This window comes from Enterobacter sp. 4974935, from assembly GCF_058661735.1.
In genome coordinates this window covers 75961-101242 of record NZ_JBZWGT010000001.1, presented here as the reverse complement: position 1 = coordinate 101242, position 25282 = coordinate 75961, and the positions used below count along the sequence as shown (strand labels likewise).

At 49.7% G+C, this 25282-nt stretch carries 28 protein-coding genes; 10 read left to right on the top strand and 18 right to left on the bottom strand.

Going from position 1 to position 25282, the window contains the following annotated elements:
- The 11 genes from AC4OVS_RS00580 to parM form a co-directional block, all read right to left on the bottom strand.
- The coding region (locus tag AC4OVS_RS00580) for a hypothetical protein (RefSeq protein ID WP_491922122.1) at positions 1-172 on the bottom strand (172 nt) is incomplete at its 3' end.
- A 50-nt stretch (positions 173-222) separates the two neighbouring features.
- Entirely contained in the window at positions 223-633 is a 411-nt protein-coding gene (locus tag AC4OVS_RS00575; protein ID WP_422707546.1) for a hypothetical protein, read from the bottom strand.
- Positions 634-675: 42 nt separating this feature from the next.
- The gene (locus AC4OVS_RS00570) at positions 676-1104 is read right to left on the bottom strand and encodes an antirestriction protein (RefSeq protein WP_491922118.1); all 429 of its coding nucleotides are present in this window, start codon (positions 1102-1104) and stop codon (positions 676-678) included.
- A gap of 354 nt (positions 1105-1458) precedes the next feature.
- The gene (locus AC4OVS_RS00565; protein WP_491922117.1) at positions 1459-1881 is read right to left on the bottom strand and encodes a DUF1380 family protein; all 423 of its coding nucleotides are present in this window, start codon (positions 1879-1881) and stop codon (positions 1459-1461) included.
- Between the two features lie 56 nt (positions 1882-1937).
- On the bottom strand, positions 1938-2159 hold the full coding sequence (locus tag AC4OVS_RS00560) for a YubE family protein (protein ID WP_013087144.1): 222 nt from the start codon (positions 2157-2159) through the stop codon (positions 1938-1940).
- On the bottom strand, positions 2156-2848 hold the full coding sequence (locus AC4OVS_RS00555; RefSeq protein WP_045325837.1) for a DNA methylase: 693 nt from the start codon (positions 2846-2848) through the stop codon (positions 2156-2158). The genes AC4OVS_RS00560 and AC4OVS_RS00555 overlap by 4 nt, the downstream gene beginning before the upstream one ends.
- A 310-nt stretch (positions 2849-3158) precedes the next feature.
- Complete coding sequence (locus AC4OVS_RS00550) at positions 3159-3626, bottom strand: hypothetical protein (RefSeq protein WP_491922116.1); 468 nt, start codon at positions 3624-3626, stop codon at positions 3159-3161.
- A 354-nt stretch (positions 3627-3980) separates the two neighbouring features.
- Positions 3981-4184 carry a hypothetical protein gene (locus AC4OVS_RS00545; protein WP_491922115.1) on the bottom strand — a complete coding sequence of 68 codons (204 nt, stop codon included), beginning with the start codon at positions 4182-4184 and terminating at the stop codon, positions 3981-3983.
- A gap of 28 nt (positions 4185-4212) precedes the next feature.
- On the bottom strand, positions 4213-4476 hold the full coding sequence (locus tag AC4OVS_RS00540; RefSeq protein ID WP_032663691.1) for a hypothetical protein: 264 nt from the start codon (positions 4474-4476) through the stop codon (positions 4213-4215).
- Between the two features lie 3 nt (positions 4477-4479).
- Positions 4480-5142, bottom strand: coding sequence for a plasmid partitioning/stability family protein (locus AC4OVS_RS00535; RefSeq protein WP_491922114.1), 663 nt, complete (start codon positions 5140-5142; stop codon positions 4480-4482).
- A gap of 2 nt (positions 5143-5144) precedes the next feature.
- Positions 5145-6116: a plasmid segregation protein ParM domain-containing protein gene (gene parM / locus AC4OVS_RS00530; protein WP_491922121.1), complete on the bottom strand. Its 972-nt coding sequence runs from the start codon at positions 6114-6116 to the stop codon at positions 5145-5147.
- A gap of 231 nt (positions 6117-6347) precedes the next feature.
- On the opposite strand from parM, the gene umuD reads away from it, so the two are divergent.
- The 3 genes from umuD (at position 6348) to repE (ending at position 9249) form a co-directional block, all read left to right on the top strand.
- Positions 6348-6779: a translesion error-prone DNA polymerase V autoproteolytic subunit gene (gene umuD / locus AC4OVS_RS00525; protein WP_032663686.1), complete on the top strand. Its 432-nt coding sequence runs from the start codon at positions 6348-6350 to the stop codon at positions 6777-6779.
- Positions 6779-8050 (top strand): Y-family DNA polymerase, encoded by a 1272-nt coding sequence (locus AC4OVS_RS00520; RefSeq protein WP_491922113.1) that lies wholly within the window; start codon positions 6779-6781, stop codon positions 8048-8050. The genes umuD and AC4OVS_RS00520 overlap by 1 nt, the downstream gene beginning before the upstream one ends.
- Positions 8051-8493: 443 nt before the next feature.
- Positions 8494-9249, top strand: a complete 756-nt coding sequence (gene repE / locus AC4OVS_RS00515) for a replication initiation protein RepE (protein WP_008502210.1) — start codon at positions 8494-8496, stop codon at positions 9247-9249.
- 300 nt (positions 9250-9549) lie between these two features.
- Here repE and AC4OVS_RS00510 read toward each other — a convergent pair whose 3' ends face one another.
- The gene (locus AC4OVS_RS00510; RefSeq protein WP_491922112.1) at positions 9550-10908 is read right to left on the bottom strand and encodes a DUF8534 domain-containing protein; all 1359 of its coding nucleotides are present in this window, start codon (positions 10906-10908) and stop codon (positions 9550-9552) included.
- 232 nt (positions 10909-11140) lie between these two features.
- Between AC4OVS_RS00510 and AC4OVS_RS00505 the strand changes: the two genes are divergently transcribed.
- Positions 11141-11767, top strand: a complete 627-nt coding sequence (locus AC4OVS_RS00505; protein ID WP_008502208.1) for a ParA family plasmid-partitioning AAA ATPase — start codon at positions 11141-11143, stop codon at positions 11765-11767.
- Complete coding sequence (locus AC4OVS_RS00500) at positions 11764-12069, top strand: ribbon-helix-helix domain-containing protein (RefSeq protein ID WP_071995340.1); 306 nt, start codon at positions 11764-11766, stop codon at positions 12067-12069. Before AC4OVS_RS00505 ends, AC4OVS_RS00500 begins: the two co-directional genes overlap by 4 nt.
- Before the next feature lie 125 nt (positions 12070-12194).
- Here the strand turns inward: AC4OVS_RS00500 and AC4OVS_RS00495 are convergent, their stop codons facing one another.
- From AC4OVS_RS00495 to AC4OVS_RS00480, 4 genes are read right to left on the bottom strand one after another with little or no spacing between them, the layout of a single operon-like run.
- Complete coding sequence (locus AC4OVS_RS00495; RefSeq protein WP_491922111.1) at positions 12195-12977, bottom strand: site-specific integrase; 783 nt, start codon at positions 12975-12977, stop codon at positions 12195-12197.
- Positions 12974-13309, bottom strand: a complete 336-nt coding sequence (locus AC4OVS_RS00490) for a hypothetical protein (protein WP_491922110.1) — start codon at positions 13307-13309, stop codon at positions 12974-12976. Before AC4OVS_RS00490 ends, AC4OVS_RS00495 begins: the two co-directional genes overlap by 4 nt.
- Positions 13310-13324: 15 nt before the next feature.
- Positions 13325-14104, bottom strand: coding sequence for a hypothetical protein (locus tag AC4OVS_RS00485; protein ID WP_491922109.1), 780 nt, complete (start codon positions 14102-14104; stop codon positions 13325-13327).
- Between the two features lie 37 nt (positions 14105-14141).
- Positions 14142-14429 carry a hypothetical protein gene (locus AC4OVS_RS00480; RefSeq protein ID WP_491922108.1) on the bottom strand — a complete coding sequence of 96 codons (288 nt, stop codon included), beginning with the start codon at positions 14427-14429 and terminating at the stop codon, positions 14142-14144.
- 688 nt (positions 14430-15117) lie between these two features.
- On the opposite strand from AC4OVS_RS00480, the gene AC4OVS_RS00475 reads away from it, so the two are divergent.
- Positions 15118-17739, top strand: coding sequence for a TrlF family AAA-like ATPase (locus AC4OVS_RS00475; RefSeq protein ID WP_491922107.1), 2622 nt, complete (start codon positions 15118-15120; stop codon positions 17737-17739).
- Between the two features lie 443 nt (positions 17740-18182).
- Here AC4OVS_RS00475 and AC4OVS_RS00470 read toward each other — a convergent pair whose 3' ends face one another.
- Positions 18183-18521 (bottom strand): hypothetical protein, encoded by a 339-nt coding sequence (locus AC4OVS_RS00470; RefSeq protein WP_491922106.1) that lies wholly within the window; start codon positions 18519-18521, stop codon positions 18183-18185.
- A 356-nt stretch (positions 18522-18877) separates the two neighbouring features.
- Between AC4OVS_RS00470 and AC4OVS_RS00465 the strand changes: the two genes are divergently transcribed.
- On the top strand, positions 18878-19273 hold the full coding sequence (locus AC4OVS_RS00465; RefSeq protein ID WP_491922105.1) for a hypothetical protein: 396 nt from the start codon (positions 18878-18880) through the stop codon (positions 19271-19273).
- Between the two features lie 62 nt (positions 19274-19335).
- The gene (locus AC4OVS_RS00460; RefSeq protein WP_491922104.1) at positions 19336-19872 is read left to right on the top strand and encodes a LuxR C-terminal-related transcriptional regulator; all 537 of its coding nucleotides are present in this window, start codon (positions 19336-19338) and stop codon (positions 19870-19872) included.
- Between the two features lie 49 nt (positions 19873-19921).
- Here the strand turns inward: AC4OVS_RS00460 and AC4OVS_RS00455 are convergent, their stop codons facing one another.
- On the bottom strand, positions 19922-21655 hold the full coding sequence (locus AC4OVS_RS00455) for an autotransporter outer membrane beta-barrel domain-containing protein (RefSeq protein ID WP_491922120.1): 1734 nt from the start codon (positions 21653-21655) through the stop codon (positions 19922-19924).
- Between the two features lie 848 nt (positions 21656-22503).
- On the opposite strand from AC4OVS_RS00455, the gene brnQ reads away from it, so the two are divergent.
- Together brnQ and AC4OVS_RS00445 are read left to right on the top strand one after the other, a co-directional pair.
- Complete coding sequence (gene brnQ / locus AC4OVS_RS00450; RefSeq protein WP_491922103.1) at positions 22504-23796, top strand: branched-chain amino acid transport system II carrier protein; 1293 nt, start codon at positions 22504-22506, stop codon at positions 23794-23796.
- 20 nt (positions 23797-23816) lie between these two features.
- Entirely contained in the window at positions 23817-25076 is a 1260-nt protein-coding gene (locus AC4OVS_RS00445; RefSeq protein ID WP_491922102.1) for an amino acid permease, read from the top strand.
- Positions 25077-25282 lie beyond the last annotated feature (206 nt).

Sequence of the window (25282 nt, the reverse complement as noted above, 5' to 3'; positions counted from 1 at the left end):
GGAGAATGAAGTGGCCGCAAAGATAGACGGCGCACTGGCGGGTAGCAGATTCGCAGATCTCATCAAGTACTTTCGCGGTGGTTACAGGGCTGAGTCCGGATTCACGACGTCGCTCGTTGATGAGCGTTTTATACTGGCGCAGGATACTGCGGGTTTCCGGTGACAGTTGCATGGTGTTTTCCTTTTGTTCTGTTTCCGGAGGCAATGCCTCCGGCTTTTCTGTCAGGCATCGAGCGCCGCGCGCAGGCTCATCATGACGTCATTTTCTTCTTTCAGGGTTTCTTCAGCTGATCCACCGCCATCCTCCGCGCATACGGCGATACGTTGCATCTCCCGTCCTGCAAGCTGCATGACTAAGGCCAGCGATTTCGCGGGAATAGTCACGGTTCGCTTCTCGCGTCGCTCATCGAGCATGGTTTCGACTATCGCCCGTATCTGGCCGATATCCGCGCCGCTTTCAAGGCAGGAACTTAGCCGACGCAGGACTTCATCCAGTTCCTCATCGGTTAAATCCCAGTCAAGACAGACGCAACGAATGTCATTTCGATTCCAGCAGGCGAAAACGTATTTCTCGCCATCGAGGTCGGAATGTCTGAACATTTCAAGGGCAATTTCTCTTGCTGTACCAATCATGTTTTTCTCCTTTTATCGGGCGGCATCGCCGCCCGTGGTCAGTCAGTCAAGGGCACGCCAGATGGTGGAGCTTTCCGGATGGGTGTCAGCAAATGCCATAAGCTGCTCATAACGGCGGCAGAAGTGGCGGCACAGTTCTTCATGGTCATGGTTGCTGTGGTGCCAGCTACGGTGATTCAGTACCAGTGCCGTGAGGATGATCCCCGCCACTTCCCCGCTGACAGTCTGCTCAAACCAGTTTTCCGGATTGCACAGGGTCAGGCTCTCCACATCCGGAGCCATAAATCCGCCCCCGTCCGGCAGCCGGTAAAATTGCCAGAATCCTCCCTGATACTCGGGGCAGTAGCGCTGGGCGTAGGCGTACACGGATGCCTCGGACGTCATAAAATCGCCGCCAAACAAATCAGGCAGGAAAGTCAGGCGCTGCGCACCCTCAAGACGAACAGCATCACAGGTCACGGTCTGGTTCATAGATCCTCCACGGTTAACATATTCTCGGTTCCGGCATCGCCGTGACGACACGACAGACCGGCGAAAAGCGGAGGACACAGGGGCGACGCCGCAAGCCGCAGCGCAAAGCCTTCACGGGCTGAATGCACCGTGAAGGGTGCGAACGGGTGAGGACGGAGGCGTCAGCGAACCCTTGTGGCCGATGCGGCCGGGCTACAGTGAAGTCACGGCGCATGCCGTCATCGCACGGAGCTTCAGGGGAGTTTCATTGTCCCGACGTGGCCCGGAGGGCGGCGGCGGATAAAAGCGGAAGGCACTGACATCCTTTTCGCAGTGGATGGCCACCGGTTGCCGGGGCGTTACCCCGGCGTTAACTCAGGCGGCCAGCGCCTCCTGTAAGGCGCGAACGTTATTCAGCTCATCCCTGACGGATTCCGGCTCCTGCCGCCCGGCTTCCCAGGCCATACCGATCCGGTTTTCCAGCTCGCATTCATAGTTACGCAGGATGCGGGACAGAAGTACCGCCGGTACACTCACCTCACGGTTTGCCGCTTCGCGCTGACGGGTCAGAAGATCGCTGACAGTCAGATTATTTACCCCCTGCTGGCGGTATTGCGTCATTTTCATTTCGCCGAGCGCCTTCATCACTTCCCGGATTTCAGCCCCGTCCGGTTCTGGCTGGGCTTCACGGCAGGCCACGCTAATCCCCTCCTCCGTCCAGACCAGCAGGACCAGGAGTTCGTCAGGCGTGAACATGTTTTCAAGATCTTCACAAAGTTCTTCGCGGGTTCCGTACATTGTTTTTTTCTCTCTTGTAAGGGATTACAGGCCGGGCCTCAGCCCGGCAGGGTCAGTCAGTCCTGAAAAGTCTCGTCCAGCACCAGGGCTTCGCGGTAGGCTTCCAGTAGCAGGGTGTTGATCCGGCGCAGGGTCTGCGCTGCCATACGTTCAGTAAGCGTTGCCGCGTCGTGCCGGTGTTGCGATTCGAGGCGGTTCAGCAGCATCCGCACATCACACATGGCATTGCTGAGCGCGGCCACGTCCGCGCGCAGGTGTTCAAGGCCCGGGTAATTCATGCTGCCTCCGGCCAGTCAGGGTAAAACGCGCCGTCATTGGCCGCCGGCATCCTTCTCGCCCGTTCAACCTGTGCCAGACGGCGGACGCCGGCGGCGTGGTACTGCTCAAGCATCTCGATCCCGATATAGCGGCGGCTGGCTTCGGCGGCGGCCACGCAGGTGGAGCCGCTGCCGGCGAACGGGTCAAGGACAATGGCCCCCGGACGCGTGAACGATTCAATCAGTGGCCGCAGGCTCTGCACCGGCTTCTCCGTCGGATGGTGTCGGTTGCCCGTGTATTTCCAGGGGATCACGTCCGGGATGGGACGGTCCGGGGTTTGCGGCCTCCCCTTCGCCAGCAGGTAGGCGCTCTCATGGGTGTAACCCACGAACGTCGATTTTGAGGCGTAGCTCTTGGCAAAAACGATATGGCCAACCACCCGGAAGCCGGCCGCTTTCCACGCATTCAGAAACAGATCCGCGCGGTTCCAGGCATAGAAGCTCACCATAAGGCTGTCGTTTTTCAGCACGCGGTACATTTCATGGCAGGCGGGCTGGAGCCATTCGGCAGAGTTGTCCCCGGCCAGGGTGCGGCCGGTACGGTCCTTATAGCCAACCAGATAAGGCGGATCGGTAAGAATAAAATCGACGGCACGCGCCGGAAAACGGGACATCACCTGCACGCAGTCACCCAGAATAAAACGGGACATAGACACACTCCTCTCTGATATGCGGCACCCTCTTGCGCCGTGCCGCCACAAAAACCCGGCGGAAAGCGGAGGGCGCAGGGGCGACACCGCAAGCCGCAGCGCAAGCCTTTCACGGGCTGAATGCACCGTGAAAGGTGCGAACGGGTGAGGACGGCGACAACGTAAACCCTTGCGACCGTAGCGGCCGGGTTAGCGTGAAGGCACGGCGTTGAACACGCCGCCAGCTGGCGGCAATAAGGCGGAGGGAACCGACATCCTTAACGAATTGCATGGCTTCAGGACACCACCTCCCCGGATGGTGTCCTTTTTTTCAGCGCCCCTTCACGTGGTCGATAGAGAACTGCAGCGTGTCCCAGTTAAAACCGATGCCTGCATCGTGGCTGTGGTCGCAGATACGCATGGCTTCTGCAATTTCCTCCTCTGACAGACTGCCATCGAGCGACAGGAAATCATCTTCCAGCCAGAACGTTCCCAGACACAGTGCATCCGGTGGGTACTGCTTCAGCCTGGCGATGAGCCCTGCCACCGTCACATTATCACGACATGCTGGACGCGACGGCAGTACGCGATCGGCGATGTCGTTCCAGCACCAGTCATCGTCCTCCGGCACGGGTTCATGCAAGGTCTGTAATTCCACGCCTGGAAGCATGGAGAGCTGTTCCAGAACCTCCCCCAGGGAAAGCCGCTCTGAGCAGGCATCCTCACTCCACAGGTAATGGTGATTGATATAGACGGCAAACTCGCCGTTATCGAGTTCAATACAGGTCAGTCTGAACATGGTTGTGTCCTCAGCATCCAGCACCCTGTTGCGCCGTGCCGCCACAAAAACCCGGCGGAAAGTGGAGGGCGCAGGGGCGACGCCGCAAGCCGCAGCGCAAGCCTTTCACGGGCTGAATGCACCGTGAAAGATGCGAACGGGTGAGGACGGAGACAACGTAAACCCTTGCGACCGCAGCGGCCGGGTTAGCGTGAAGGCACGGCGTTGAACACGCCGCCGGCTGGCGGCAATCAGGCGGAGAGAAACGACTTCCTTTTTATTCAGGAGGGTGAGGCAGAGGATAAAAATGAGGTAATGTCTGGCGGCAGGGATATCAGCCTGCCGTTTTTTAGTTCTGAAGTGTAGGGGCCGGATTCAACGCGCAGGTGCAGCACCGATGCGTCTCAGCGCATCCTGTACTTCACGCAGCCCAAAAATATCTTCCGGCGGCTGCTCTTTTCCGGCCAGACTACAGACCGTAAAGACGGCATTTGCTGCGCTCAGTCTCTCACGGTGCAGCGCCTGCAGTGCCAAAATAACCAGTGTACGTTCGTCTCCTGACAGTTCTTCAAGCTTCATACGGTTTCCTTCAGGTTAATGTTCATATTCATCCCCGCCCCTTTGGTTTTTTCTCGTCAAACGCCAGGAGAACCCCGAGGCCGATCAGTGAGGCGTAACAGACCTGCATCGCAATGGTCACCGGCAGGGAGATGTTATCAGCCAGAACGCCGGGAACCACAACGGCCACGCCTGCCAGTATCATTCCCCTGCCGGTCTTCTTAACCAGATCCGGCCACTGAGATTCAGGCACGTTCCGGGCGCGCAGAAAGTTATGAATGCACTGCTCCGCCTTCTGTTTAATCACTGACATGTTTTAGTCTCCAAATGCCCGTCGCATATTTTTCTTTATCCTGGTCGCTTCAGCGGATACCGGCGCGGCAGGCTGTGCTGGCTTCTCCGGCACTGCAGCCATACTCACTTCAGCCGTACCGGCCATCTGCTGAACCAGAACCTGCAGCTCGCTGAGCGTGCCGGGCGGTACCGGCATACTGGCCAGCAGACGCGGCAGCTCCGGTGCGGTCGTATGCAGGGCCAGACCGGTGATAATCAGGTTTCTCAGCAGCTCTCCACGCAGGCGGGATGACACGCCCGTCAGCACACGCTCAACCCGTTCACTGCTCCGGTCATCCTGAAGCGTCAGGGTGTAACGCCGGCGCTGGTATTCCGTCTCCGGTGACATGGCCAGAGCCGCCACGCCACCATCAGGCTCATCAGGAAGTCCTGAGAGTGAAGACCAGGTGCCGGAGACCAGGGCCATCACGGCGCAAAGCCGGATGGCGCTCAGATGCCCGTCAAAGAACACCGGGATCAGCGCCGGTAAACGGGCATCCGTCTGGTACATCACCGCCCCGGCGGTGGCGGCGGTCCGGATGAAGTCACCGCGCAGGGGCTGTGAGATGGTGCTGATGGTCGCCATCGCCGCGATGTCGGTGCGATCGTCGTTGTGCAGATAGAAAGAATACTGGCCGTCCGGCACGTTTAGTCCTCTTTATTGTAAAGGGCAATCTCTCTGGCCAGAGCCAGCTGCGGATCGCCTATAACCTCGATACGGTCAGGAGCCAGAGGCCAGGCCTGACGGATAGCCTCTTCAATGAGGGATGCCCCTCCCCCGACCAGGAATACCCGGTTAACGTTCCTGAAGGCCGTCAGCTCACTGGTGACACGCGCGCCCAGGGAAGTGATTGCCTCTGTAATTTTGTTCAGCACATCGTCGATTTTTCCGGCATCGTTGATCACACGCTGCAGATACTGACGATCATTGCGGTTGCGGATGACCGTGTCAGCAATAAGCGCGCTGGTTTCGCTGTCTGCAGCCCGCAGCGCGCCTGCTGCTGCGCGGGTGACCTGCGACACGCCGACAGACGGATTGCCGTGTACCGCACTGATATCGTCAAACTGTCCGACAATCACGCCGGCATCGAGCGTGGTTCCGCCGAGATCGATAATCAGGGTGGACTCTGCGGGTCCGGGCTTCAGCTCCGCGAGACGGGAGAACGCCGCCGGCAGTGATTCCGGCATCACCTTCACGTCCGTTACGGTAAATGCCCTGCCCTTATTCAGAACCAGCTCACGCATCAGGTTTTCCCGTTTGCGTCGGATGTTCTCCTCGTTCCGCTGGCAGTCCCCGTCATAATACTCGCTCAGGGGCAGCGTCACGGTCAGGCTCACCGGCTGCGGCTCAAGCCCGCTGTTCAGCAGCGCATGATGCACGGCCAGCAGGTTGAGATCACCGTACTGATACTCCACGTTTGTTGTCGGGATGGCATCCCGGCTGACGCTGTCCCAGGTGTATTTCAGCGTGCCCACCTGATAGTTGAACGTTGCAGCACTGAACTCCGCCACTTTCCAGCCATGCCGGAAGGAGTTAGCAGAAACCCGGGTCTGCAGCTCGCTTCCTTCAAACCATGCCAGCTTAACATTAGTTGAACCATCATCGCAGTAAATATTCATCATTATGCTCCGTCAATTAAACTCAATTTGATACATATTATAAGAGCAAAATGGAAAAATAAAAGCCTTATTTCTCATTATGAGTAACAATAAAGAATCAAAATGATATTTACGAACATTTTGAGTAGCTTAGGTTACTCACTCTGTTCATGGCGCAGGCGATCTGGATTATCCTCACGCTGTTAAATATACTGTATAAATAACCAGTATATTTAGACGTCAGGAGGAAAGATGAAACTGCAGCTTTTCAGCACCGGGAAAGAACTCCCGCCACAGGCCCATCCGTTGTTTGCAGACCTGGCCAGCTGCGGTTTTCCCAGCCCTGCTGCTGACTATGTCGAATCTGATCTGGATCTCCATGATTACTGCATACGGCATCCGAGCGCGACTTACTACCTTCGCGCCAGCGGTGACAGCATGGCCGACGGCAGCCTTTACAATGGCGATCTGCTGGTTGTGGACTGTGCCGAGAAGCCCCGGCATGGCGATATTGTTGTGGCCAGCGTGCAGGGGGAGTTTACGGTCAAACGACTGCTGCTGACGCCACGACTGACGCTGCAGCCCATGAACGCCGCCTGGTCGCCGATCTATCCCGACCCGGACGATCTGGATATCTTTGGCGTCGTCACGCACATCATCCACCGCCCGAGGGAGATGTACTGATGTTTGCCCTGGCCGATGTGAACAGCTTTTATGCCAGCTGCGAACGCGTTTTCCGCCCGGATTTGAAAGGAAAGCCGGTTGTGGTGCTCAGTAATAACGATGGCTGCGTAATCGCAAGAAGTGCCGAGGCAAAGCCCTGGATCAAAATGGGCACGCCGTGGTTTCAGATGAAAAACGAAAGGTACCCGGAAAAAATATACGCATTCTCCAGCAACTATGAACTTTATGCCTCGATGTCGGCACGCGTGATGAGCTGCCTGGAGGAGCTGGCCCCCAGGGTGGAACAGTATTCGATTGACGAGATGTTCCTCGACCTGACCGGCGTTGAGCACTGCATGGACCTGGAGGACTTCGGCCGGCAACTGCGCCAGCATGTGTATGACTGTACCCGTCTGACAATCGGCGTGGGTGCCGGGCCGACGAAAACCTTGGCAAAATCAGCCCAGTGGGCCTCAAAAGAGTGGAAACAGTTTCATGGTGTGCTCGCACTGACTCGGGGGAATCCACAGCGAACGCGGAAACTGCTTTCACTGCAGCCGGTCGAAGAGATCTGGGGCGTGGGAAACCGTATTGCACGCAAGCTCAATGTTCTGGGCATCAAAACCGCGCTCGATCTGGCCCTGACGAACCCGGCCTTTATCCGCAAAAATTTCTCCGTCGTTCTCGAGCGAACAGTACGCGAACTGAACGGGGAAAGCTGCATGTCGCTTGAAGAAGCCCCGCCAACAAAGCAGCAGATCGTCTGCAGCCGTAGCTTCGGCGAGAAGGTCACTGAATACGATTCGCTGCGGCAGGCTGTCTGTCAGTACGCAGAGCGGGCCTCAGAAAAGCTGCGTAAAGAGCGCCAGTATTGCCGGCATATTTCCGTTTTCATTAAAACGTCCCCGTTCGCCGTTAAAGAGCCTTATTACGGCAACGTGGCCACAGAGAAACTACTTACCCCCACTCAGGACACCCGGGATATCATTGCGGCCGCCACAGCGGCTCTGGAGCACATCTGGAAGGATGGGCATCGGTATGCCAAAGCCGGGGTGATGCTGAATGACTTTACCGACTCAGGTGTTTCGCAGCTGCAGCTGTTCGACGAACGTCCGCCACGTCCTCACAGCGCTGAGCTGATGAAGGTTCTCGATGGCATTAATCATTCCGGTCTGGGACAGGTCTGGTTTGCCGGGCGAGGGATTGCCCCTGCATGGCAAATGAAACGCGATATGCTCTCCCCTGCCTACACCACCCGCTGGAAAGATATCCCCATAGCGAGTATCAGTTAAATTTCGCCTTTCAGAGAGAGCCAGTAGTGCTCGCCGCAGCCGAACGACAGGGCGAAGCCCGCGAGTGAGCGAGGAAGCACCAGGGAACTGCACGGACAAATTCTGCTTACGCTCGGAGTTTAATAGATACCCCGCTCTGCTTCATCCACTTATCCACGGGCATATTTTTATAAGATCTTTTTAAAGGGTTGTTAGGTTTACCTTTTTAGAATACCTCTCAGCCCTTTATTCATGCGGGTTTGAGAAGGATCAGTGTGACAATCTGCCCTTTCAGTGTGACAAATCACCCTCAACCTCCCTCTTAAAGTGTGACAGATTGCCCTTAACCCTGTGACAAATTGCCCTCATGATTTGCTGTATTCCACAAAGTTATCCCAACCTGTTGACTCTTTTTCAATTAGTGTGACAATCTAAATTCCTGTCACACTTTACACGGACCTGTCATGACGGAAGTTGCGGTTATCAACCATAAAAAACGTAAGAATAGCCCGCGAATTGTCCAGTCAAACGAACTGACTGAGGCGGCATACAGTCTTTCTCGCGATCAAAAGCGTATGCTTTATCTCTTTGTGGACCAGATCAGAAAATCTGACGGTACGCTGCAGGAGCATGACGGGATATGTGAAATTCAGGTCGCCAAGTATGCGGAAACCTTCGGATTGACCTCCGCCGAGGCCAGCAAAGATATCCGTCAGGCTCTCAAGGGATTCGCGGGTAAAGAAGTGGTCTTTTATCGGCCTGAAGAGGATGCCGGGGAAGAAAAAGGTTATGAGTCCTTTCCCTGGTTCATCAAACGTGCCCATAGTCCCTCCAGAGGGCTCTACAGCGTTCATATTAACCCGTACCTCATTCCTTTCTTTATTGGCCTTCAGAACCGTTTCACACAGTTCCGACTAAGTGAAACGAAAGAGATCACCAATCCCTATGCCATGCGCCTGTACGAGTCACTATGCCAGTACCGTAAGCCGGATGGCTCTGGCGTAGTATCCCTGAAAATAGACTGGATCATGGAGCGCTATCAGCTTCCGCAAAGTTATCAGCGTATGCCGGACTTTCGCCGTCGGTTCCTGCAGGCGAGTGTAGATGAGATTAACAGCAGAACGCCAATGCGCCTGTCTTATATAGAGAAAAAGAAAGGCCGCCAGACGACTCATATAGTCTTTTCTTTCAGCGACATAATGTCGATCACACCTGAGTGAGCTTTGAGGGTGATTTGTCACAATTAGCAGGGTGGTTTGTCACACTAGAGTTAAAGCTCTCAGGGTGATTTGTCACAGAACAGTTTGCCTTCCATTGCCCTGACTGGTTTTCAGGAACTAAATGGTGCCAATTTTGTGCTTTAAAAACACCTAATGAGGGCAATTTGTCACATTTAGTTCAGAGCAGCTTGTCACATCTCCCCTCAGCCCTGAGTGTCGTTTGTCACACTTAAGAGCGTCCTTTCCACTTCTGGCTGAGGGTGCATTGTCACTATTTGAATTCAAAACCGCTGCCTGTAACTATTGGTGCATTTTACCTGCACTAAAAATGTGTTTGAGCAGGAAGCTGTTAAATGTCCTGTCCGGAGGTTCTGGCCAGCCCGGAGGATCAGTTAAGAGCACACCTTCCTGCTCCATCCAGCTATGTGTTTGTAGTTTACGCTCGACATACTCCTCGGATTCAGAGCCCATTGTTTCAATGATGAAAGTGGTAACTGTGTTTTCTTTGCTCGGAACCACATTCAGTATGAAGTCAGGATGAATGACCTCCTCAACCCCATTCTTAGTGCTTTTAGACGTGAAAAGTGGCTTGCTGAGGCTGATCGCATCCGGATGATTTTCCTGACGGCCAGCATAGCTGCTGGCGTTTATAATTACCTTCAGTGTATCGCGCTCTTTGTTGCTATCCACAGGTACCGGATTATCAAGCGTATACGCGGCATGCGCATAGCCCTCATGGCAGTAAACCTTGCCATCCCTACCTCTGCGGTATTCCAGAATTGCCCAGTATGGGGCCCGACTGCCAGTGTTGTAGGTGCTTTCTCCATTGATACTGACTCGAGCTTCAGGCCTATGGATAAAAGTATTACTCCGAACGCTAAAGGTTACTTCTTCCCGATTGGCATCGGTCGCAATACCAATGATATACACGCATGCCTCCTTATCACTGCTATCAGTCTGCAGTGAAACTTCTAGCTGAGTCAGCATGTCGTTAATCCGTTCGAGTGACAACCAGGGCGCGCAACTGAACAGCCTATTAAGCTGTGTTCCATTGCCCATTGTATGTTCATCCAGAACTTCTTTTATTCTATTGACCGAACCGACTAACCCCGGACTTTTATATTCAGGTACTAGTTCAAGTTGGTTCAGGCCAGCTGCCTGAATGAGAGTCAGCAATTTTCGGCCCAGAGCTGGAATGGGTTTAAGAGTTTTGCGTCGACGCTTACGGGGCACCACCGGCCCTTCCACAGCGTTGATTTTGGTGTCTTTCTTCTTGTCGGGTAACCAGTCATTCCCGCCAACCGGATTTAATGGGCTGGTTTTTCCTTCAGGGATAGTGTTATCAGCATCCTTATTTTTCTTTAGCCTGAACAAAGGGCACTGTTCATCATGCTGTCTTGTCGTCTTGACGTGGCGTAACCTGGCAACGTTAACCTCACAGTTAAAAGGACCTTCAATGTTCGGGTCATGTTCGACGCAATCACATTTTAACCACAACTTACGGCGGTCCATTTCTTCAAGCACAGAATTTGCTATACGTAAATCAGCCTGAGCGGGTTTTCGACCATTGCTGAAAACATGCAGCAATGCCTCTCTCTCTGCCAGATTCAGTTTCCTTTCAAGCCTTCCCCTTGGATTTTTTTTCCAAACCAGGTCCATTGATTTACTCCTTCACTCAAAAGTGTGATTGCGATAACAAGATCGTATCTTGATATCATAATATCTTATTAAGATGATAAGTATATTGTCATTGTTCATAGAGTATTGAATTTAATTCAATTATTAACAAAGTAAGTTAATATGATAACAAGATATCAATGCCGAGGCATATTGATAATTAATTTTTATTATCCTATTATCTTAACAAGATAACAAACAGGGTGTGCGGAATATGATCATTGTTCTTGGTAGTCAAAAAGGTGGAGTAGGTAAAAGTACGCTCGCAGTTTCCATCGCTGCATATCTTATGGCACTAGGAAAGCGAGTTCTCATTGTAGATGCCGACGATCAAAAATCAGTGCTGACTTGGTATAATAATCGACCAGAGAACTTGCCTCATATGCCTGTTACTGGAGCGTCCGGCAACATCAAAGCCATGCTAAAAGAGCATGAAAAATCTTATGACTTTGTTATCGCCGATTGTGCTGGCCGTGACAGTGCAGAGATGCGAAGCGGATTAATGGCTGCAGATGTGTTTATTTCCCCTTTACGACCGTCCCAAATGGATTTGGATGTCGTTCCTCACACATGCTCTGTCTTTACTGCAGCTAAAGATTTCAACGAGTCGGTACGTGGGTATTTAGTGTTGAATATGACACCAACTAACATGTTCGTTAATGAAGCTAATCAGGCAGCGGATGTTCTCAAAGACTTTCCGGAAATGAATCTGTCTAATGCTCGCGTATGTGACAGAAAAGCTCACAGGGATGCCTGGGCCGAATCAATGACTATTTTTGAAACACAGAACATCAAAGCCCAAGAAGAAATTGAAGCTCTGGTTAAGGAGATCATTCTGTGAGGAATAGAGCACAAACACCGCCAAGGGACGAAGCTTCGTTTATAAACGGAGGCACAGCTGGTCTCACCGCAAAAAATCCAGATGAACCAAGTAATAAATCTGCGACTAGTAAAGCAAAACCAGTCAGTATCTCTCTTGCTGAAGAGAATCTTAACTCAATTGATAATGTCATAAAGGAAGAGATGTTATCAGGGAACAGGAGAGTAAATAGATCCGATGTTGTTAGAGCTGCAGTGATGGCATTAGAAAATTTATCACGAGAGGAAATCTCTCAACTAATTGAAAAATCTAGATTAAAATAATATTAACTTAATAAGTTACTAACTTATTAAGTTGGTAATTAGAAGTGGCGGCATTGATAAATTAACAAGATGGTAAGATGGTAAGATGGTAAGATGGTAACTTACTATCTTGTTAGATTGCTATCTTAGCCACCTATTTTTTTAAGCAACGCCACCGCCTCATCGCCCGGCATCTGGAACTGCACCCGGTGCCGTGCTGCCACATCGAGCGCAAACACCTTCGTATACACCTCCGTCGAGCTGATGCTCTTGTGCCCCATTAAACTCTGCAGCACCTTCAGCGGTATGCCTGCGTACAGCATGTGCATCGCGTAGGAATGGCGGAACGTGTGCGGCGTCACCGGCACGGAGAACGTCACCCCGTCGGCCGCTGCCGCTTCAACCGCTTCGCTGAGCCAGGTGCGGACCGTCCGGTCGGTGATCTCCCAGATGCGCGCCTTTTCGGTTCTACCGCTTCGCTTGTTACGTCGTTCAAGAGGTATTTTCAGCGTGGCCACCATCATCTCCAGCTGACCGACATAGTTCGAATCGGAAAGCGGAACCAGGCGATGCGCCTGACTGCCGGCAGGCGAGCGGCCGGCCGTTCGGGCCGCTTTCTCCGCCCGCTGCTTGAGTGTGGCAAGCTGTACGAACGGGTAGGGCGGCGCCAGAGAAAAATCACTCCGGGTCAGCGCTAGCGCCTCGTTAATGCGCGCGCCTGTGTTCCAGAGGGTTGCCAGCAGCATCTTGCGGTGGAGATCGGGTACATAGTGGAGCAGGGCACTCACTTCCGGCGCCAGTAGATATTTCGGCAGTTCGTCCTGAACGAGCGCCATCTGGCGCAGGGCCAGCGCGGCAGGGTAGTCGATGGCCACCGGCAGCTGCGCGGCAGAGAAAGAAACGCCCTGGCCTGGGATTGCCGGTATCATTGTTTATTGTCCCAGGTGGACAGGTATTGCACTGTAAGTCGTGCCAGTGCTTTCTGCGCGTAATCCTCGCCCGTGAGCACATTGATTTCTCCCCGGCGTTCCATCTCTGTGCCGATGGCGCTCAGGGTCGTCGTTACCGGAAGCAGCCGGCGCAGCTGCAGGGCGTGCCCGCATGCGGAACGATTACGATCGGCAAATTCATCCTCATCGCGGGAATATGTTCCGGGCGCCGGCCGTTCCCGGCCGTCCTTTTCCGACTGCAGCTGCTGGCACAGCATCAGCAGTTCAATGATCTCTTCTGCCGCCTGGGCAGCCACCTTGTCATGGTTCATTTCTGTATCCATTGTTTAAAATATTTCGTCATCGGTACGATACAGGGCATCTTCTTGGAGCAGGGTGACTGCGGCTGTTTCAATAAAATCAGAAACCAGCCGGATAGCGTCCTTAACCCGGTCAGGCCAGATATCGACAGGTTCATGGCTCAGAGTAATTCCATTACGGTGAACCAGATCGTTTCGTGTATTGATCACGACTTGCAGTTGCTCAGTCTTCCAGTAATGAGGCGAAACTAGCATGGTTGAAAAGTATCTTGTTATGATTTTAGGGTTCTGAAATGTCATCTTCGACACTAGAGCCTGAGCTCGCCAGATGTAAGCCTTATCAGGTGTTTTAACATTAGGTTCCTGCTCGCTCCACAAAGGGTCACGTAGGACTTTTCTGTCTTCCTTATTACGGACCAAGGAATCTGCATTCTGAAGGAAAAGTTGAAGGTGAGGCAGATGATTAAGAAGCGCGCGTGCGCTGTACATAAGGAAGCTGTCCAGCACGGTTACAGTGTGAGCAAAGGCCATCCTTAAAGCGATGTTGGGCTGGTCGTTAATGATCAGGCTTTCCAGTTCTCGAAGTTCGTCCAGAGCTTCATGAAGACGATCGGGAATCCGCTCAAGGGATGCCTCAAAATCTTGCTGTTCGGCGGCTTCTTCCATCCAGTCCTGAAACCAGCCATATTCCTGCAAAGCGTGTTCCCATTCAGGAGTTCCTTCTTCTGCTTCAGGATAATTAGTGATTACCCATTCATGGGCCCGCTCCTCCTGAACTTCACATAGCCATTCTTTGGTGCTTCCCATAAGTTATCCCCCCGCATTTAACAAATCCCGCCACCGGTTAACTGAAGAGACACAGTCTCGTCACGGCCTCATCCCTTTGCGTCAGGTCGATGCCCCATATTTCCTTCAAATCAGAACTGCGTGACGGCGCGACCGGCCAGTGCAGTATGGTCCATCCGTCACAGCCTGGAAGGCTGAGCTTCCTGGCAACCACATGATCATATTCGCTGAGAAGGAATAATTGCTGAATACTGCTGTCATCCTCCGTAATCAGCATATGCGAGCAAAGGGTCACTTTTTTATAGCCCTCAGCAATGAGCCCGTCGATCACATCCTCATAACCCATACATTTCCTTACCAGGCTTATAATTGTTAAGAGTAATTATGACGCGCAGCATAATCAGCTTCGCACAACCCTGCGTCTGTCACCCGGATGATTTTCCCATGCCGTCATCATTTTCAGGCTGATAATAAGCAGACGTATAGCCACACTGTTAAATTACCGGAAGACCGTTCCGGTGAGATCCGATTTTTAGGCTATAATGCAGTTTCCGGAAGTGTACCACGGTCAGGGAATAACCACACCGCCCTTTTCCGGTGCTGTGCGGCCGGTCACGGGGCAGGGGGTAAACACAACATATAGATAAAAACGCAGCTGACAGTGTGGCACATGTTGTGTTTCTGCGCTGCCACGCGCCGGTGGGGCTGACGGAGATCCGGAACCACCAGAAATCGGATCTACATGAGAAGAGAAACACTCTGCTGCTACATTGGCAATAAATACTGACTATTATTGCTGTTAGAACACTATTGTTCTGAGTGCAATAATTACCTTACTCTTTTGCCCGAAAACTCATGACTGGAAGTCAATCGGACATTCTCCTTTGTCACTGTTTAAATGCGGCCGGGGTTCAGATCAAAGATTGGTTAACCGGCGATGGAAATAAAATGAAGCCGGAACGGGATCGCCTTACTATGAATGACATTATTTGGCCTCCGGGCATTCATAAGCGACTGAATAAAGGTATCAGGGAATGTATCCCGTATTTGAGAATGGATCCTGCTGGGTCAAGGTGGATTTTCACCTGCATACCCGTGCAGACAAAGAATTTCGTTATGCCGGGGAACCCGACGAATATATTCGCGACTACGTCAGTGCCCTGAAAGCGGCTCATGTGGGAATGGGCGTGATCACCAATCATAATAAATTCGATCCCGGCGAGTTTAAGGCCCTGCGCAGAGCCGCACGCCGTGAAGGCATAGGGCTGCTTCCCGGCGTTGAGTTGTCCGTTAATGACGGTCAGGCCGGCGTGCACACGCTCGTGGTGTTTGCCGATGAGTGGTTTATCAATCCGCAGCAGACGAACCATATTGAAAGTTTCCTGACGGCCACGTTTGCGGGCGTTGATAATTTTGAGAACGAAAATGCCCGTTCAACAGAAAATATCACACAGACCATCCAGCGCCTTGACCGGTACGAACGGGATTACTTTATCGTGTTTGCCCACGTTGAGGCGGATAACGGGTTATGGGGAGGGCTGAGCCCTGGCCGGATCGGGGAGCTTTTTGATAATGACCTTGTCCGCCGGCGCGTGACGGGATTTCAGAAAGTAATGACCCATGACCTGCGGGTCAAAATTCAGGGCGTGCTCGGTGCGCGCTATCCTGCCGAAGTCCAGGGATGCGATGCCAAAACGCTGGATCACATCGGTGCCAGAAAAGTCGCAAGTTACCTGAAACTGGGTGATTACAGTTTTGACGCTGTCCGCTTTGCGCTGCAGGATTTCCCGCATCGCGTCGGCCCGGAGAAACCGGCCCTGATCCACAGCCACATCCGCCAGATAGCCTTCGAGGGAGCCGGTTCGCTCGGCGGAACCGTGGTCAAATTATCTCCGGAGCTGAACACCCTGATTGGGATCCGCGGCAGCGGCAAATCCTCCATTCTTGAAGGGATCCGGTATGCCCTGGACATTCCGTTTGGCGAGAAGGCCTCTGACCGCGACTACAAAGAAAATCTGGTCAGTAATATGCTCAAAAGCGGGGGGAAGATTACCGTTGACGCCGTGTGCCGTCACGGACGGGCCTATCAGATAACCCGCATCTTCGGTCAGGAGCCGCAGGTTATTTTTGACGGTCAGGCCCGGCACGGGGTGGCGCTTCGGGAAACGGTTCTGCACAAGCCGGTGTATTTTGGCCAGAAAGATCTGTCCAATACCGGCGCGGGATTTGAACACGACCTGATTGAAAAACTGGTCGGGGAGCGCCTGGCCGCCGTGCGGAACAAAATCCGGCAGCAGAATGAAGTCGTCCTCGACAGGTTACGCGAGTATCGTCGTCTGAAAACAACAGGAGAAACACTTTCCGAATGGCAGGCGAAAGAAAGGGATGCGCAGTTCCGCCTGCGCTTTTATGCCCAGCATGGTATGGAAGAAAAACTGGCGCATCAGACCACCTTCGGACGGGATGAGCGCTACCTCAGCAGTACCACTGCACGGGCAACCCTGGCGCTGGACAGTCTGCAGGACGGGATCAGAGAAACACTCGATGAGCTGAAGCAGGAGCAGAAACATGAGTCAGCGCATAACCAGGCAGACATTGATGATTACAGTGCGGGATATGAACGCTTCACGGCCCATCTCGACTCCCTGAACACCATCGTGGACGGCGCCCGCCGGCTCCTCACAGAACTCGATACGAAGCAGCAGGCCTTCCTGGAGAAAAAGCTGGCGCTGACGGAGGAATTTGCCGAAATAGAGCGTGGACTGGCTGAAGAACTGCGGCTGGCAGGCGTGGAAAACGCCGATCCGGCTGACTTTCTGAAGCTGAAGGCCGGGCTGGAACGTGCGGAACAGAAAATTGCCGAACTGACCCGGGCTGAAAGCAGTCAGGCGTTACTGGAGAAAAGTCTGACAGAGGCGCTGAGCCAATTGTATGAACTCTGGGTGGAAGAATATCAGGAAATTGAAGCCGTGCTGGCCGGCATCAGCCAGGCCGGCTCGCCCCTGAAGATCGTGCCATCCTTTGCAAACGACAAAAAAGCCATGCAGGCCATTCTGAAAGAGGCCTTTACCGGCAGCCGGCTGCGGGAAAGTACCTACCAGACCGTTGCTGACGCCTTCAGAGACTTTGGTGAACTCTGGCTGAACAGGGACAAAATCCCGGGGATTATCAGCGGGTCTGCGGAGACGTTCAGCGAGTATCTGGAACAGCAGATTGAATCGCTGATTTCCTGGCAAATACCCAATACCTACTCCATTGAATTCCGTGGCAAACCCCTGGAACAGCATTCGCTGGGTCAGCGCGCCTCCGCTTTAATGCTGTTTGTTCTGAATCAGCAGGATAATGATGTGGTGATCATCGATCAGCCCGAAGACGACCTGGACAATCAGACGATTTATGACGACGTGATTAAAATCATCCGGGCAATGAAACCCCGCACGCAATTTATCTTTGCCACTCACAATGCAAACATTCCGGTGCTGGGAGATGCAGAAAATGTCTGTGCCTGTGAATATTCAGACGGGAAGATCCAGGCGGCCGGTGGGGGCGTGGATGCCTCCTCTGTACAACAGCATATCATTTCAGTGATGGAGGGAGGGCGGGAAGCCTTTGAGCGGCGCAGGGAGGTTTACGGTTCATGGCTCAGTAAAACCTGATGCCACTATGTTCATTGAGCATGAAGAAAAAGCCGCAGATGCGGCTTTTTCTGTTTCCGATTATAGCTTTGTTCGGATCTCGGGAAAGGAAGAAAGGAATTGTTGCAGGAAAGCACAAAAAACGGTGAATTGTTGTAATACGAGAATTATTGCCATACAAGCGATATTATTAATTTTTTATTACCGTTAGAGGGAAAGTGCATCACAGGTCAGGTTGCAGGCGCCGGTGAACATCACCGTTACGGCTGCTATTCCATGAACTGGGGCGTCGTGCGTTCTCGGTCCGCGAACAAAAATTCGGTATGTTATGGATTTTATGCCATCTGATGTACGTCATGAACCGAAGGAGAAATACGTCAAGATGCTTAAAAGCAGACCGCCAACATGTCTGCTTTTATCTGCACGTTAATAATTTACCGCACTAATCATTGTGTCTACGAGCATTATCTGGTTTCAAGCTGACACGGACAATTACTGAAACGGCAATAATTTTGGCTACAACAGCTTCTTGAGCGTGAAAAAGTATCGCCAGGACAGTTGCTTCGAGATCTTAAAAGAGACAACAATTCACTGTTATAGGTAAATGTATGAATTATCTTAATATTTCTTATTACCCCATTAACTACAACACCAAAATCAGTAGGAACTAAAACTGCATCTGTTGGTATAGAAAAATCTCCCTCATACCAGATAATAAGCCTAAATTTTTTTAACGATTCTATAACGATAAACCTAGTACCAGTATCAGGGTTAAAGATACCTTCTCTTGTTATCCATTCCATGTTTCTTCTCCATATACGATGACCGCCAGTTCACAAAAACAAGAATAGCAATCATTCATTCCATGTCTAACAGGAATTCATAAACTTAACAAGTTGATAAAAATATTGATTAATAAAAAAATAATTACAAAAAAATCCTTCAGAGCCGAATTCTCCAAATAAACAAAATTAGATATATGACTGAAAAAAGTTAGTTATCATGAATGTTTTAGAGGATTAGCCTGCATTTCTGTCTAGAGAAAAATATTGTTGCGAACCGCATTCTTTACTGTCACTTTAAATCCACGGATTATTTAATTGTAAAGAAAGGAAAATTACCTTATAAAATGGTATAAGTATAACCTGAGGATATGATAATGGAATGTAATGGAAATTATGGCTTTGTTATCAACAGTGAATATCTCGTTTTGAACGAAATGAGATGTATTATAAGGATCATCTCAAACAAAAAACTGAAATTTTCGGGGAGCACTTCTGTTTCATTTAGTAAAACCGCAATGAAATTACTAAGTTATATCCTTGAAAAATCACTTAGAGACGATGGGGCTGGCATTATCACTCGTGAAGAAATCATTAAGAATGTACTTGATAATATTTATGTGTATTCAACGAACCAGAAATTTCACTACATATTACATGAGATCAAGGAAAAATTAAGCATTATCGGTTTGCCTGAGGACTTTGTCGTTTCTTATAGGGCAAAAGGTGTGCGTATCACCAACAAATCTGTTATTGGCCTGTACATCAAATAAATGCAACGCCTCCGTTAACATCTCCGCACACATGAAACAATTTTAGTAGAAATGAGGTTGCAATGGAGTTAATATCAAACAATTCCTATCTTAACTGTGGTTTAAAATGTCTCCTGACAGATCTTTTCAATAATGAATTGGACAGAACCAGGGTATTCGATTTGTGCTTTCCTGTCACAAATACCTCTCCTCCTCGCAGGAATGAAAAAATAATCTACCTGACCCACACAAAATACCCACTGGCCTTAAAGCAATTGGTGTTACATTACCTCCCCCCTGGCAAGTTTATAAGTATGCGTGATCCTGTATCAAAGATTAATAAACAATTTTTACAAACAAAGATTATTGATGAAAGGATCAGGAAGCAAGCCTATGTAACACTAACAAAAATGGAGTTAAAGGTTATTGAGGGGCTATTGCGCACCCAGTCTGTTAAAATATGCGCAAAAGAACTATCGATTACTGAAAAATATGTCAGCGCTCATAAAGTAAAAGCTCTGAGCAAACTAGGCTTCACAGGGGTAAGAGATTTGATCTACTTTTATAAAATAATAGAATCTGTGTGCGGAATAAAGATGAAATATTCGGCGGAAAAATAAATTCCATAACAGCAGGCCAGTTCCACAACTAGCCTGCTGTTCTTGATTATCAGAAGCTAAGCCTGAAACCAGCATTGGCCATCACTGGCGTTTCAATATTATGTCCATTCTGGTAATTTGCCTCGGCATAAATATTGGCGGTTTCAGAAATCTGAACATCAATACCTGCACCGTAACGTCCGGTGTTGCCCGAGAAATCATTATTGAAGGTGTATTGATCGTTAATGCGGACATCGTTATTTTTCACAAACTCTCGCGCGACAGCAGCCTTAATATAAGGTCTAACCTTAGCACTACCTAATGTGAAATCTTTGCCTGCATTTACACCAACTTCACCCTGTACAGACTTATCATTACCCAGTTTAGCAGTCATTTCATTGCTAAGAGAAATGTCTTTATCTTCAGCCCGAAATGCTGTCATTCTGGCGTATGGTTCGATCCAAAAACTTTGCTGCAGCGATATAGTCCATCCAGTTTCCAGGGAGCCGCCTATACCGTTCTGACTGTAAGAGTCAGTAACTGCTGTACCATCTGTCATTCTGGCATTCAAGTTGTTACTGAAGTGGTTTCCTTTAATCACAGCATCCAGATAGAAACCGGACATATCAACATATGTGCCATAAATACCAATGCTGCTACTGTCAATACTGCTACTACCACCCCGTGCATGTTTAATTTTATTATCAGAGAATGAGACGAATGCTCCTACAAATAAGTTACCTCTTTCCGTTGGCAAGACTTTATCGCCACCCACTTCCATTCCATTCTGTTCCATTCGGAAGGCAGAATTAGCGGTACCATTAATATGACTATTATTAGTAAAGTAACGTCCCCAAACACCACCAGAACTGTCCTTACCGTTTCGAACATCCCCTTTACGATATCGTAAATTATCCAGTTCACTATTGAAGATAAGCTGAGGAGCTATGGCCATACTTAACACAGCATCAGTGGATGCTGATGTCGTACGATCCGATGGTATATTTGGGTTTACTGGGTCCGGGTTTACTGGGTCCGGGTTTACTGGGTCCGGGTTTACTGGGTCCGGGTCTACTGGGTCCGGGTCTACTGGGTCCGGGTCTACTGGATCTGGGTCCACGGCGGCATCCTGAACCAGGAACCAGTCGCTTCCCTGTTTGGCAAGAGAGTACTGCCATGTCCCTGCATCGACTTTTCCGCCAGAAACCAGGAATCGAGAATCACCAGAACCAGTATGCACGACCTGAAGCTCGTCTTGCCCTTTTACTGGCTCCGCACCTGTATTTTTTATAAACAGCATATGTGTACCGGTAGCCTCTCCGGTAACATTCAGCAGGTCTCCTGCATGTGAAGCAAGTTCCGTATTCATAATAAAATTACCATTACCGGACAGCGTCCCGGTAGTGAGAGTACGGAATCCCCCATTATCATTAAAGTCAACAGTACCGCCATTCATAATCAGCCTGGAGACTTTATTGTCGCCGGCCAGACGCCATTGGCTACCTGATCTTATAGAAACATTATTGGCATTGATCAAATTACCGGACAGAGTTGTATTTTCCTGTAAAGCGACATTCATTGTTGCACTCTGAGACGCTAGAAGATCGCCTGACAGGGTGACATTATTGAGGCTGACGTTAGTTCGAGCGCTATCCCCCACATCGATAAGTGCGTTACCGGTACTGGAGAGAGTAGTTCCGTTACGCAGCTCAATCGTACTGGCTGAATCTGAAAGAACTTCAATGGCGGCCCGGTTGCCGGTAATACGAGTATTTTCAGCCGTAAGGGTGGAGGTCCCTTCCATCACTACAGCAGAAGCTGTATCTGCCGTGATATCTGAGCCGGTTGCTGACAGATTGGTATCAGTCAGATCGAGTGCATTAAGGTCGCCGGCAGTGTGAATTACTGAGTCTGTGATGGAAGCCGAGTTATAACCGTTAATACTGACAACACCGGAATTTTCAATTGGTCGCGTTTGTGGCAGGAGATTTTCAACTATTTCCGTTTATTTCTAAAGGCGTTAATGCATAACTTGTTGAAGACATTGCCATAAGCGCCAGGGCAGAGGCGATAGAGCGAGAGAGATAACTTCGGGTAATGATAGATGGCTTCATATGGTGGTTTCCGGTATTGAGCTAAAATTGCACAGACATCTGAATTTAGTGGGGTATGCCGGGTAAGGTACTCATTCTATAAAGACCTTTCTTACCGCAGGGCTGTTTTTCGCATTCCCTGACTATTGCACTTCTTATGAAAGATAGAAAATTTTCTAAAACAAAATTGCATTTCAATAATAGTGACGCAAATCAAATTTGTCAAAAAAGGGACCAAAAAAAATATGAGATCACATTTTAGCCAAACAGATGAAACAAAGATGCATACAAAATGCAACTTATTGTTAAATAAACCTGATTATTCTTATAAAAGCCGCACCTTATTAGTAAGAATGATTATTATTAAAGATATAAATCATCACATGCTCTTTCATTTCAGACCTGATCATGATACTTAACTCAATAATTCAGGGAGTGAACAACAAAAAACGAAGGGACAGAATAACACCGAGGAATCGGTTGGATATAGTTATGGACATGGTCAAAAGCTTGCTGATTATTATCCATATAGCATAACCAGCAATAATTAAGGGGTAAAATGCAAAAGCTGTCAATTTATGATTCAATGGCGTTGGGATTAATGACCCTCGCATTATTTATTGGTGCCGGGAATATTATATACCCTCCGTTTGTTGGCCGAATTACGGGTTCCTACTATCTGGTTTCGGCTATTGGTTTCAAGATTTCAGGCGTTTTACTTCCCATGCTGGCAATGATTGTTCTTGCAGATAAAAAAGGAGACCCGCTTGCGGTCTGCGCCCCTATGGGTAAGTTCTGGGGTACAGCGCTGGCGTCGAGTTTTTATCTTTTTTTGGGCGTTTTTTTTGCAAGTCCCCGAACCGCTACTGTTTCTTATGAAATGGGATTAAAGAATTTTACACCTGATAATAATCTCTGGCTCTGTGGGTATACGATCTTCTTCTTCGGCATAGTCTGGTTTCTGGCACGGTATCCAAACCGTCTGTTAAAAACGATTGGCTATATACTCGCCCCGCTCAAGTTACTGTGTCTCAGCTGTCTTGCTGTATATTCAGTTCGCTCGCACGTAGCGCCAGTGACTAATTTTTCCGGAGCAGAATCCATTAAGGCTTTCTCTTATGGATTAACAAACGGCTACCTGACTATGGACACCCTCTCAGCTCTTACCTTTGGTGTTATTATAATCAATAGCATGAAAAATAGAGGGATCACCGATAAAGAAAGTATCAGGCATTACACAAAAATAGCCGTTCTTCAGGCAGGCGCCGGGCTTGCTGCTATTTATTTTTGTCTGGTTAAGATTGGAGCTGGTTACGGACAGACCGGGAATTTTTCAAATGGTGCTCAACTCCTGAGCCACTTTATTGTGGATAATATGGGAACACCGGGTACGGTGTTTATGGCGGTGCTGATATATCTTGCCTGCACTGTAACAGCTGTGGGTTTAACGTCCTCAACCGCAACGCTGTTCAGTAAGATGTCTGGTATTCGATATAGCACATTACTTCCAGTGGTGGTCTTCATTTCCTTTCTGATAGCAAATGTTGGGTTGACCCGTCTTATTGGGTTTTCGGTTCCGGCACTGTCTGTCATTTGTCCTGCATGTACAACGCTGATTTTACTAACTCTTTTCAGATGGCCACCTTCCTCCATTGCACTCCCTGTCTGGATAAGCATTGGATTCAGCTCTTATGAAGCAATTGTAAAGCCATATGGTTTTACAGTGGCGTTTCTCGACAGCCTGCCCCTGAATGGTTTGTCACTGGCATGGGTGCCTCCCACAGTGCTCATCGCTGTTTTTCTTCGAATCTGGCATAAATTAGCCACCGTCTCTCGTCCCATTTCTGGATAATTTAATTTTAAGGTGTGAGTATGACTATTCATGTAGTACAGGATTCAGCATTACCCCGAAGAAGATGGACTCTTAAAGATACAATCTGGATGCTGGGAATATACGGCGCAACTGTGGGAGCAGGCACTTTGTTCTTGCCTGTGGAAATAGGTACGCGGGGCCCTCTTGTCTTCATCATGCTTCTGGTATTAGCGTTTCCGCTGTCCATGGTTCCACACGTACTCATCTGTCGCGTTTTTATGCGTGACCATACGACGGCAGACAAGACATTACCAATGTTTGGTACGTTTTTTGGTGCAAGAGGACAGCAGGCAATTCGGGCCTATTTCTGTCTTGCGCATTTTCCCGTAACCCTGGTTTATGCGATTTCGTTAGTTAATGCGCTGGATAATCTGTTTACCGCTCATTTTCACTTTGCAAAGGTGAACCGAGCCTTGCTGACTTTAATCGTCCTTACCTGTCTTTTTCTGGTTCTCAGTAAAGGCCGTGAAAAAGTGGTCAATATACTTGGTGCGTTAGCACTACCTTTCGCTTTGACAATTGTTGCTGTTGCTGCCATTCAGATCCCCGGATGGCATCTCTCAAACGTCACGGATGCGTATAAAAGTACCGGCAACGTTTCGGCCGGTGAAACCATTAAAAATCTGTGGCTTACTTTACCACTGATTACGTTTGCTTTTTGCTCGACACCAATGATTTCCCCACTTGCTGCTCACTACCGTGAAAACGGTAATGGCGGTGAGAAAAATTCAGTAAGGGTGGTTCGTCTGGCCTATGGTCTGATATTTTTCAGTATTATCTTCTTTGTTCTGAGCTGTATATTAAGCACCCCACAGGAAACTTTCATATCGGCAAAAGCTCAGAATCTGAATGTTTTATCAGTAATGGGAGGCAACAGCGGTTCAGGTGTCATATTCTTTGCCGCGCCGTTAATTGCTGTACTTGGTATGACTAAATCATTTCTGGGAATCAGCCTGCCGGTAGCTGAAACGTTCACTGATCTCACTTCAGGGTTAACCAGAGCGGGCAAGAAAAAAAGTAAGTTTTTGTCCTTTTTGCTGATGTTCGCTGTATCATTCGCGGTCGTTTACACTAATCCAGACGTCATTAATCTGATTGAAACTGTTTGCGGCCCACTTATCGCAATTTTTCTTTTTTTGATCCCTGGATACCTGGTCTATACACGAGATGAATTGCAAGATTTAAAGGGAGTGGCAGCTATTACGGTTATTTTTGGCGGGATATTGACTGTGTCAGCCCTTATCTATTCTATGCTATAAACCATAGATATGTGTGGGATAGATAAATATGCTGTTCTCACATCCCTCTCCCCCCATACTTATCTATGGGGGAATTAGTTTATTATTTGTTTGCAACTCCCAGCATTAGGCTGCCCATCTGGCCATCAGCGCCCCTAACCAGATCCAGATCGGCCCAATGGGAGCAAAGGTGCAAAATGCGACATTTTTCACATATAAAGAAAGGC

Coding starts and splice junctions, on each gene's coding strand:
- AC4OVS_RS00575 (WP_422707546.1), bottom strand. CDS start 633: ATGATTGGTACAGCAAGAGAAATTGCCCTTGAAATGTTCAGACATTCC.
- AC4OVS_RS00570 (WP_491922118.1), bottom strand. CDS start 1,104: ATGAACCAGACCGTGACCTGTGATGCTGTTCGTCTTGAGGGTGCGCAG.
- AC4OVS_RS00565 (WP_491922117.1), bottom strand. CDS start 1,881: ATGTACGGAACCCGCGAAGAACTTTGTGAAGATCTTGAAAACATGTTC.
- AC4OVS_RS00560 (WP_013087144.1), bottom strand. CDS start 2,159: ATGAATTACCCGGGCCTTGAACACCTGCGCGCGGACGTGGCCGCGCTC.
- AC4OVS_RS00555 (WP_045325837.1), bottom strand. CDS start 2,848: ATGTCCCGTTTTATTCTGGGTGACTGCGTGCAGGTGATGTCCCGTTTT.
- AC4OVS_RS00550 (WP_491922116.1), bottom strand. CDS start 3,626: ATGTTCAGACTGACCTGTATTGAACTCGATAACGGCGAGTTTGCCGTC.
- AC4OVS_RS00545 (WP_491922115.1), bottom strand. CDS start 4,184: ATGAAGCTTGAAGAACTGTCAGGAGACGAACGTACACTGGTTATTTTG.
- AC4OVS_RS00540 (WP_032663691.1), bottom strand. CDS start 4,476: ATGTCAGTGATTAAACAGAAGGCGGAGCAGTGCATTCATAACTTTCTG.
- parM (WP_491922121.1), bottom strand. CDS start 6,116: ATGAATATTTACTGCGATGATGGTTCAACTAATGTTAAGCTGGCATGG.
- umuD (WP_032663686.1), top strand. CDS start 6,348: ATGAAACTGCAGCTTTTCAGCACCGGGAAAGAACTCCCGCCACAGGCC.
- AC4OVS_RS00520 (WP_491922113.1), top strand. CDS start 6,779: ATGTTTGCCCTGGCCGATGTGAACAGCTTTTATGCCAGCTGCGAACGC.
- repE (WP_008502210.1), top strand. CDS start 8,494: ATGACGGAAGTTGCGGTTATCAACCATAAAAAACGTAAGAATAGCCCG.
- AC4OVS_RS00510 (WP_491922112.1), bottom strand. CDS start 10,908: ATGGACCTGGTTTGGAAAAAAAATCCAAGGGGAAGGCTTGAAAGGAAA.
- AC4OVS_RS00505 (WP_008502208.1), top strand. CDS start 11,141: ATGATCATTGTTCTTGGTAGTCAAAAAGGTGGAGTAGGTAAAAGTACG.
- AC4OVS_RS00495 (WP_491922111.1), bottom strand. CDS start 12,977: ATGATACCGGCAATCCCAGGCCAGGGCGTTTCTTTCTCTGCCGCGCAG.
- AC4OVS_RS00490 (WP_491922110.1), bottom strand. CDS start 13,309: ATGAACCATGACAAGGTGGCTGCCCAGGCGGCAGAAGAGATCATTGAA.
- AC4OVS_RS00485 (WP_491922109.1), bottom strand. CDS start 14,104: ATGGGAAGCACCAAAGAATGGCTATGTGAAGTTCAGGAGGAGCGGGCC.
- AC4OVS_RS00480 (WP_491922108.1), bottom strand. CDS start 14,429: ATGGGTTATGAGGATGTGATCGACGGGCTCATTGCTGAGGGCTATAAA.
- AC4OVS_RS00475 (WP_491922107.1), top strand. CDS start 15,118: ATGTATCCCGTATTTGAGAATGGATCCTGCTGGGTCAAGGTGGATTTT.
- AC4OVS_RS00470 (WP_491922106.1), bottom strand. CDS start 18,521: ATGGAATGGATAACAAGAGAAGGTATCTTTAACCCTGATACTGGTACT.
- AC4OVS_RS00465 (WP_491922105.1), top strand. CDS start 18,878: ATGGAATGTAATGGAAATTATGGCTTTGTTATCAACAGTGAATATCTC.
- AC4OVS_RS00460 (WP_491922104.1), top strand. CDS start 19,336: ATGGAGTTAATATCAAACAATTCCTATCTTAACTGTGGTTTAAAATGT.
- AC4OVS_RS00455 (WP_491922120.1), bottom strand. CDS start 21,655: ATGGAAGGGACCTCCACCCTTACGGCTGAAAATACTCGTATTACCGGC.
- brnQ (WP_491922103.1), top strand. CDS start 22,504: ATGCAAAAGCTGTCAATTTATGATTCAATGGCGTTGGGATTAATGACC.
- AC4OVS_RS00445 (WP_491922102.1), top strand. CDS start 23,817: ATGACTATTCATGTAGTACAGGATTCAGCATTACCCCGAAGAAGATGG.